Genomic DNA, 5,226 nt, shown 5'->3' with positions numbered 1-5,226 from the left:
TATAATCACCCCAATGAACAAAGTGAAGAAGGGCGCACTTATACAAACTTCGTTTGTGTGCGGTTTGCGTTGCAAACAAAGAGCATATTCGCTTGTTGCGAATATAAAAATTAAAATCCTTCATTCGCTGATGTGCGAATGAGTATCCGTCTTGTGACGAATACAAAAACTCATCGTAAGAGATTAATTATTTCTCATTGGCAAAATGCCATTTCGTCTAATTAATTTCTTACGATTCCATAATAAAAATTCTCCCACCTTACGGTACGATCATTTTTATTACGGCTACTACAAAATCTTTTGAAAAGGAGGTTCAAGCATATGGCAATCTATCACTTCTCAGCACAAATGATTTCCAGAGGAAAAGGACAATCAGCAATTGCGTCAGCTGCCTATCGTTCTGGTCAGCGTTTAGTTGATGAACAAACTAATGAAAGTAAATTTTACAAAAGAGAAGTGAAGCCGGAAACCCATATTCTTGCTCCTGAAAATTCCCCTGTTTGGGTTAAAAATCGTGAGATTCTTTGGAATGAAATTGAACGTTCTGAGAAAAGAAAGAACTCTCAATTAGCCAGAGAAATAAATATTGCTTTACCTAAAGAACTTTCCAATCAACAACAAACTGAATTAATCAAAGGCTACATCCAAGACCAATTTGTAGATAAAGGCATGGTTGCTGATATCGCTATTCATAGAGATGACTCCAACAATCCTCACGCTCACATAATGTTAACAACACGAGAAATTTCAGAAGAAGGCTTTACTACAAAGAATCGTGATTGGAACAAAAAAGAACTGCTGGAGCAGTGGAGAGAACAATGGTCAGAATACGCAAATAAAGCATTAGAACAATCAAACATCAAAGAACGAATTACACATAAATCTCACGCTGAACGTGGACTTGAAATCTTACCTACGGTTCATATGGGGCATGTCGCTTCTGATATGGAGAAAAAGGGGATGAAAACTGAGCGAGGTAATATTAATCGTGAAGTACAAAAGCATAATGCTATTGTTTATGACTTACAAAGATACCGCCAAGAGAAGCAACAAATAGAAGCAGAGTTAAAACAACAGGAGCAAAAGAAGTCTGTAGAATTAACTACTGAAGAACAAAAAAATGTGGAGGCAGCCAAACAAATTATTGGCGAAATTCCAACGGTAGCAACAATTGCCAACTATAGAAAATCATTAGAAGTACAGACCGAACAACAAAGAAAAGCACTAGAATCTTTAAAGACAAAAAATCACATAGTTTCTATTGCAGAACAAGCAGAAAAACAGCTTTCTCATTATGAAAAAACATTAGAAGAATTAAAGGGAAAACTTGATAAAGTAGGATTTTTCCAACGTAAGGAAAAAGAAAATTTGCGTGCTAGTATCAACACTTTACAAGATAAAATCATCAGCCAGCATGACCACTTAAATACATGTTTAAAAGAAGCTGGTTTATCTGCACGTGAAGAGATCCAGTTAGCTAAAAAGCAATTAAGTAAACAAATTGATACGTCTACTCGAACTTTAAACGGGAGCATCTTAAAATCTGTAGACCAAAAACAAATACTAAACCAGACAGAAGAAATACTAAAGCAAAAGCTAATTCGTAAAGTAGCTATCCAATATCCTGAATTGAAAACAGCAGGACAATATTTGGATTACAAGACAGCATCTAAATTGAACCGACTAAATGAGAAACAAGGAAAAACTATATCGCTCGACAACATAAAACATACTTTAGAACAAAGACAGCATAAAATTGAATTAAATCGAGAAGGTATTCAAAACTATAATCTGGCTGTTCGGAATGCTCAAAATGCAGAAAGTTATTTTAATCATCTTACTGAACTAGAAAAACGAATTGAACGAATCGAATCGAATCCTTACTTAAAAGGAAAAATTCTGTTTTCCAAGGAAGAACAACAAGCTTATCAGAAAGATTTACAAAAACGAGAACAGTTAACTCAAGCTATTCGAACCATCGGTTATGAAGATCGGGAGCATTTGGAACAACATAAAAGAGAAATAGAGAAAGTTGCTCCAGCACTTGAAAAAGTTCAACAAGAAACGCAAAGCCTAAGCCAAAGCAATGACTTTCTTTCAGCCATCCTAGAAGGGGTAGAACAAGCCCAAAAGCAGGAACACAAAGTAAATGCTAAGCAAAAACCAAAGCAACGCTTAAAAGGGCAAAACATTGGGTTAGAAAGGTAATCATGCTATATTCAAAAAAGCTACAGATGTGACAGCATCTGTAGCTAGCCTACTCTTTTAAGAATTGGCTCTATATTTTATAGATCAGTGAAATGACCTCCAAACAGCGCCAAGCCGTAGGGAGGTCATTTTTTATTTCTTATAGAGATTTGTTTATAAAAACAGATAATCAATCAAATAATACAAAAAAGGAGTTGAATACAAAATGAAGAAAATGATTACTGCAATGATATTATTAGTTGTTTTAGTAATGGGAATAAGCACAAATTCAATTCAAGCTAAGGAACCAGCAAAAGAATCATGGAGCAAATATCCTGATAACTCTAGTGAAAAGTTTGCTAGTCCAAATTCTTTTTATAGCTCAATAGACCAAAAACAATATACTGAATACAAGAACGCTAAAATTAACATTAGAGAAAAAGTCTCTTTTAAAGATGTGAACAAGGTGTTGTCAAAAGTAGATGAGTTTATTGGTGAAAATCGAGTTTCAGGTGATGGTTTTCATCCTAATAGACAAGTATATGTTTATTTAACAGTATCTGAAAATGGTAAAGATATAAAAAATATAATTGTTGATGCTGAAACAAAAAAAGTTCTTTTTAAATCCGAACCTTTAATAAAACGATAAAAAGGTTGCCTTTGGGTAGCCTTTTATTTCATTTTCCACTGCATTTCATACTTTGCAAAGACCTGGATTAGATCATCCACTAGTTTTTCATTTTCCTCCCCAGACAAAGGCTTTTTTGCGTAATCCCTTTTGTATTCAAATCCTACATACCAAGTGCGGTTCATATCAAATTCCCCATTTATGATTTTTTTTGAATCATCAAATTCCATAACTATCAACTCCCCCTTTAAAGTGTATACAAAGCCCGTAGAAGGCCGTTATCCATTTAACACCTTTAAATGCGTTATTTTAAAAAAGGGCTCAATATAACCCCTTTAAAACGTTCTCAATGCTATTAGTAAGGAGTATCATCATCATTATCTTTATTTTTCTTATCTAATGTTCTTTCAATTAATCTTTGAGATATAATTTTTTGTGTTTCAGACTTGGATTTAATATTAAATACAACTTCGAAAACACTTCTTCCCTTTTTAATCGTATCGTATGTAATCGTAATGTCAGTTAATTTATTGATTTCTTTAATAGCTTGTTCTATCACAAAACGCTTGAAATCAACCCATCTAGGTAATGTATCATCATCTAGATTTAGGACTTTCCTTAATTCATCCACTTCATAAATAATCCCTTGGACATTTTCGTAAGACTTTAATATTTCATAGAGCCTAATACTATATTGGCTTTTCATAGTCATTACATATAAGTAATTATATTTAGTGAAAAATTGCTTCAACTGCAACAAATGAGGCTTTAAATCTTTATCCAATTTAATATCAATTATGTCTTTCTTATGGTCTATAACTACTTTGTCGATCCACCTCATTAACACTTCCGTACCATCTTCTTGTTCCATCCAAAAACTTTTGTCGCTTATCTTTTTCAGGGAACTTTTAATAATCGAATAGTTTTTCCCACTTCTATCGCTGATTTGGCAAATTTTACAGTAATCCTTAATTGAAAAACGATACGTTTTAAAATCATCATCTTTTGGCTCAATCATTTGGATTACGTGCAATATCAATTTTTGTTCAACCAATGTTAAATCAAAACGAGTTTTTTGAATTAGATGATTAGATTTAACAACGGGGAAATTACGTGTTTCCATTTCTTTTAATTTTGGTACTCTATCAGATAATTTTTCTAATCTCCTTGCCATTTCTTTATTCCTTTCATAACTCTTGATATAACTATCATATTTAAAAGTGAGTTAAAAAACAAGTTTTTCTAAAAAACTCACTTTAAGTGCACCAAAACTCACTTTAAGTGCACCAAAACTCACTTTTAAGTGCACCAAAACTCACTTTAAGTGCACCAAAACTCACTTTTAAATTTTTGAGACTTACAGCCCCAAGGGTTTCAAGCTCCTATAAATAAGTAAAAAGGTTTTAAAAATCTTTAAAAAATAACTATATTATTAAAAGTTAAAATTATGTCCCTTAATTTTTTATATCAATCCGAATATTTCTTCAAATTAATAACATATATAATAAAAAATGGAAAAACAAAGAATGTTTAGGGAGGTATATATTGTGCAGGAGGAAGTAAAAGCTATTTTAATAGGTTTTGTTGCTCTGATCTCTGCTTATTTGACTGTATTTTCTTTATGGTTTTGTTTAGTTGCAATAATATTAGGAGTTATAGGATATAAACAAGCAAAAAAAATTAAAGAGAGAAAAAACAATTATATTTTTATGGGGAAAATCTTAAATAGTATAGGCATTTTGTCTTCTATATTATTATTTATGTATTATGTAACTGGTCCCATTTAATTTCGATTTTAAAGAAGAAAATACATCCTTTTATAAATAGAGTTAGATAAAGATACCGATTTTGATAAATTTCAAAATCGGTATCTTTTATCTAACCTAGAGTAGAAACACAATAAAATATGGATTAAGATTCTTTTGAACTCTGGACTTGAATCCCTAGTATATTTCTAGCTTGATTAATGTCCATGGCATTTACTCTATCTTTATTTTCCAAAATAGATTTTTGGAAAGAAGCAATCAACTTAATAGTTTCTTCTTCTCCTGTTATTCCTAAATGTTTTTCTAATAATCCACCCATTCTAATTAGCTTTTGTGTTCTTGCCTTTCTTTCCTTTTGTTTTAATTGGTTAGCAAGCCTTTGCTTCTCGGCTTGCATCTTCTTAATTTTTTCATCCATCTCTAATAGTCTTTCTTCTTCTGTCTTTCGAGCCAAAGCTCTCACTCCCCTACCGCCTTGTTTTTCTCTATTATAATCAAACTATCGCAGAAACACTAGAATTACATAATAGTATCTTCACTCTGCCTGTGGTATAATCACCCCAATGAACAAAGTGAAGAAGGGCGCACTTATACAAACTTCGTTTGTGTGCGGTTTGCGTTGCAAACAAAGAGCATATTCGCTTG

Annotated in this window: 6 protein-coding genes; 3 read left to right on the top strand and 3 right to left on the bottom strand. The window is 32.3% G+C overall.

Annotated elements, in window-relative coordinates:
• Positions 1 to 321 precede the first annotated feature (321 nt).
• Both mobQ and ACF1B9_RS37790 read left to right on the top strand, forming a co-directional pair.
• Entirely contained in the window at positions 322 to 2,208 is a 1,887-nt protein-coding gene (gene mobQ, locus ACF1B9_RS37795; RefSeq protein WP_350623818.1) for a MobQ family relaxase, read from the top strand.
• Positions 2,209 to 2,413: 205 nt separating this feature from the next.
• Positions 2,414 to 2,836: a hypothetical protein gene (locus ACF1B9_RS37790; RefSeq protein WP_350623821.1), complete on the top strand. Its 423-nt coding sequence runs from the start codon at positions 2,414 to 2,416 to the stop codon at positions 2,834 to 2,836.
• A 23-nt stretch (positions 2,837 to 2,859) separates the two neighbouring features.
• Here the strand turns inward: ACF1B9_RS37790 and ACF1B9_RS37785 are convergent, their stop codons facing one another.
• The gene (locus tag ACF1B9_RS37785; protein WP_352230070.1) at positions 2,860 to 3,045 is read right to left on the bottom strand and encodes a hypothetical protein; all 186 of its coding nucleotides are present in this window, start codon (positions 3,043 to 3,045) and stop codon (positions 2,860 to 2,862) included.
• A gap of 125 nt (positions 3,046 to 3,170) precedes the next feature.
• A complete protein-coding gene (locus tag ACF1B9_RS37780; RefSeq protein WP_350623823.1) occupies positions 3,171 to 3,989 on the bottom strand; it encodes a replication initiation protein in 819 nt (272 codons plus the stop codon).
• A 373-nt stretch (positions 3,990 to 4,362) separates the two neighbouring features.
• Between ACF1B9_RS37780 and ACF1B9_RS37775 the strand changes: the two genes are divergently transcribed.
• A complete protein-coding gene (locus tag ACF1B9_RS37775; protein WP_350623825.1) occupies positions 4,363 to 4,602 on the top strand; it encodes a hypothetical protein in 240 nt (79 codons plus the stop codon).
• A gap of 124 nt (positions 4,603 to 4,726) precedes the next feature.
• On the opposite strand, the gene ACF1B9_RS37770 is transcribed toward ACF1B9_RS37775, so the two are convergent.
• A complete protein-coding gene (locus ACF1B9_RS37770; RefSeq protein WP_350623827.1) occupies positions 4,727 to 5,044 on the bottom strand; it encodes a hypothetical protein in 318 nt (105 codons plus the stop codon).
• Positions 5,045 to 5,226 lie beyond the last annotated feature (182 nt).

Source organism: Streptomyces sp. NPDC014727 (assembly GCF_043083485.1).
In the GTDB taxonomy this organism is placed as follows: Bacteria; Actinomycetota; Actinomycetes; order Streptomycetales; family Streptomycetaceae; genus Streptomyces.
The sequence above is the reverse complement of the archived record's forward strand: the minus strand, read 5'-3'. Positions and strand labels throughout refer to the sequence as shown.

What these genes read in the sequence shown, in the direction of transcription:
- mobQ (WP_350623818.1), top strand. Translation starts at nt 322, where the DNA reads ATGGCAATCTATCACTTCTCAGCACAAATGATTTCCAGAGGAAAAGGA.
- ACF1B9_RS37780 (WP_350623823.1), bottom strand. Translation starts at nt 3,989, where the DNA reads ATGGCAAGGAGATTAGAAAAATTATCTGATAGAGTACCAAAATTAAAA.
- ACF1B9_RS37785 (WP_352230070.1), bottom strand. Translation starts at nt 3,045, where the DNA reads ATGGAATTTGATGATTCAAAAAAAATCATAAATGGGGAATTTGATATG.
- ACF1B9_RS37790 (WP_350623821.1), top strand. Translation starts at nt 2,414, where the DNA reads ATGAAGAAAATGATTACTGCAATGATATTATTAGTTGTTTTAGTAATG.